We start from the raw sequence: 1985 nt of genomic DNA, 5'->3' as shown, positions 1-1985 counted from the left end.
ACTGACTTTCGACTATTTTTAATCAGCTTCCTAGCAACTTAAAGGAACATACGTTTGCTAACTACGCTAATACTAGTGATATCACTGTTGACGGTTGATGAAGTTAGTGTGAAATTTTCTATAAGAATATGGTAATATAAGGGCATGTGATAATCTTTAGTATTGCGCATAGAAAACAAAGAAGGAGGCAACATTATAAGTAATAAATCTAGGCATCGTCGACTTTTATTTATGATGGGACTAGTCTTATTTTCGTTATTAGGGTCAATATGGATATCATCTAATAATGGTATGACCGTATATGCTGATAGCAAGACAAATATTACTCAGAACGGTACGGGGTCCGGGACTGTTATTAATCAACAGGAAGAACCGCAGATAAGTACCGTTAATAGTAATACCACAGATAATACTAGTTCTTCGGACGATCAGACGTCTCAGAAACAAGTTACTAATACAGAAGCACAACCGAGAGCACCAACTGACAATAATCAGCCAGTTCAGGAGGACCGTAATTATATAAGTAATAGTCAATACTCGACTTCTAATAGTGGGGCTAATACTAATCAGGGTCCATCAGTTAATAGTATTTCTAAGAATAATAGTTCCCCATCTGCATATAATAAAGGAACTAGCGTTGATATTACAATTACCAATCAGAGATCATCAACTAAGGAGATCTCAGGTGGAGGAACTACAGAATTCTCTTTTGATTTCTCAGTTCCAGATTCAGCCAAATCTGGGGATACAACAACTATTTCATTACCGGATCAGTTAGATTTCCAACGATCTCAGAAGTTTAATATTTATGCACCTGATGGCAAAACTGTTGTAGCTACAGCAGTTATCGATAAGCCCAGCAAATCACTTGTTCTAACCTACACCGATTACGTTGATTCACATGACTCAATAAGTGGCCATATTGATATGCAAGTAACGGCCGCTACAAGTGAAATTAATAAAGAAGAGACCATACCAGCGGAAATCAAGATTAATGGGCACACCGTTACGATTGATAGATCTGGTATAAAACACATACCTTCCAAGGGTGATACAGCAACAGACTTTTGGAAGTACGGATATGTTGATTATGACAATAACAAGAATGAAATTATCTATCACGTCAACATTAACGCCTCTATGCAAAGTGTCAGTAATGTAGTTATCTCTGATAGTTTGGCTTCAGATGGTTTTTCTTATGTGCCCGGAAGTTTTTCTATTTCTAAAGGGAATTGGGAAAGAAATTCTGAGAACTATTGGACATTGAGCAATCCACAAGATGTGACAAGCCAATATAACATTGATATTAATTCAAGCAATAGTGCTTATACAGTGAAATTGGGCAATATATCTGAGGGTTATGCAATTGTCTACCGGGTTAAGTCAAACCATCCATTACTTAATGGCGAACTGGTCGAGAATGATGTTAGCTATAAATCTAATAAGAAGGTAATAAACAGTTCTATAAATAGAGTTCTTTACCAAGAGGCTAATGGCAAAGCTAATGGATATAATTATAGTTTAACTATAAATAAAGAGGATGAATCTGGAGCCCCACTTGCAAATGCTGTTTTTTCTGTTATTCGCAAGTCAACTAATGGGGTTGTTGGAACCATAACTACTGGTCCTGATGGTAAAGGAACAATTTATGGTCTTCTAAAAGATGATTATATTATACGTGAAACTTCGGCTCCATCGGGATATACATTGGCTAAAGATGTTACTGTTTCAGCTGATAGTTTTGACTCTAAGGGAGCAACAGCAACGATCACAGATAAGAAAGCTGTTACTACCGTTTCAGGTACAAAGACTTGGAAAGATAATGATGATCAAGACGGCAAGCGCCCTGATTCAATCAAGGTAAACTTATTAGCTAATGGTAAGGTTGTTCAGAGTAAGACAGTGAAGGCATCAGACAACTGGAAGTACAGCTTTACTAACTTACCTGAATTTGAAAATGGTAAGAAGATTACCTACACAGTTAC

General features: G+C 36.7%; 1 protein-coding gene. It reads left to right on the top strand.

What is annotated here, in order from left to right; all coding sequences use genetic code 11:
• Window positions 1-195: 195 nt before the first annotated feature.
• Window positions 196-1985 (top strand): Cna B-type domain-containing protein (locus FC60_RS09060; RefSeq protein WP_202812945.1); only part of this gene is annotated, 1790 nt, incomplete at its 3' end.

The organism is Limosilactobacillus gastricus DSM 16045 (assembly GCF_001434365.1).
Classification (GTDB): Bacteria; Bacillota; Bacilli; order Lactobacillales; family Lactobacillaceae; genus Limosilactobacillus; species Limosilactobacillus gastricus.
Note: the sequence above shows the minus strand (reverse complement) of the source record. Positions and strands in the feature narration are given on the sequence as shown.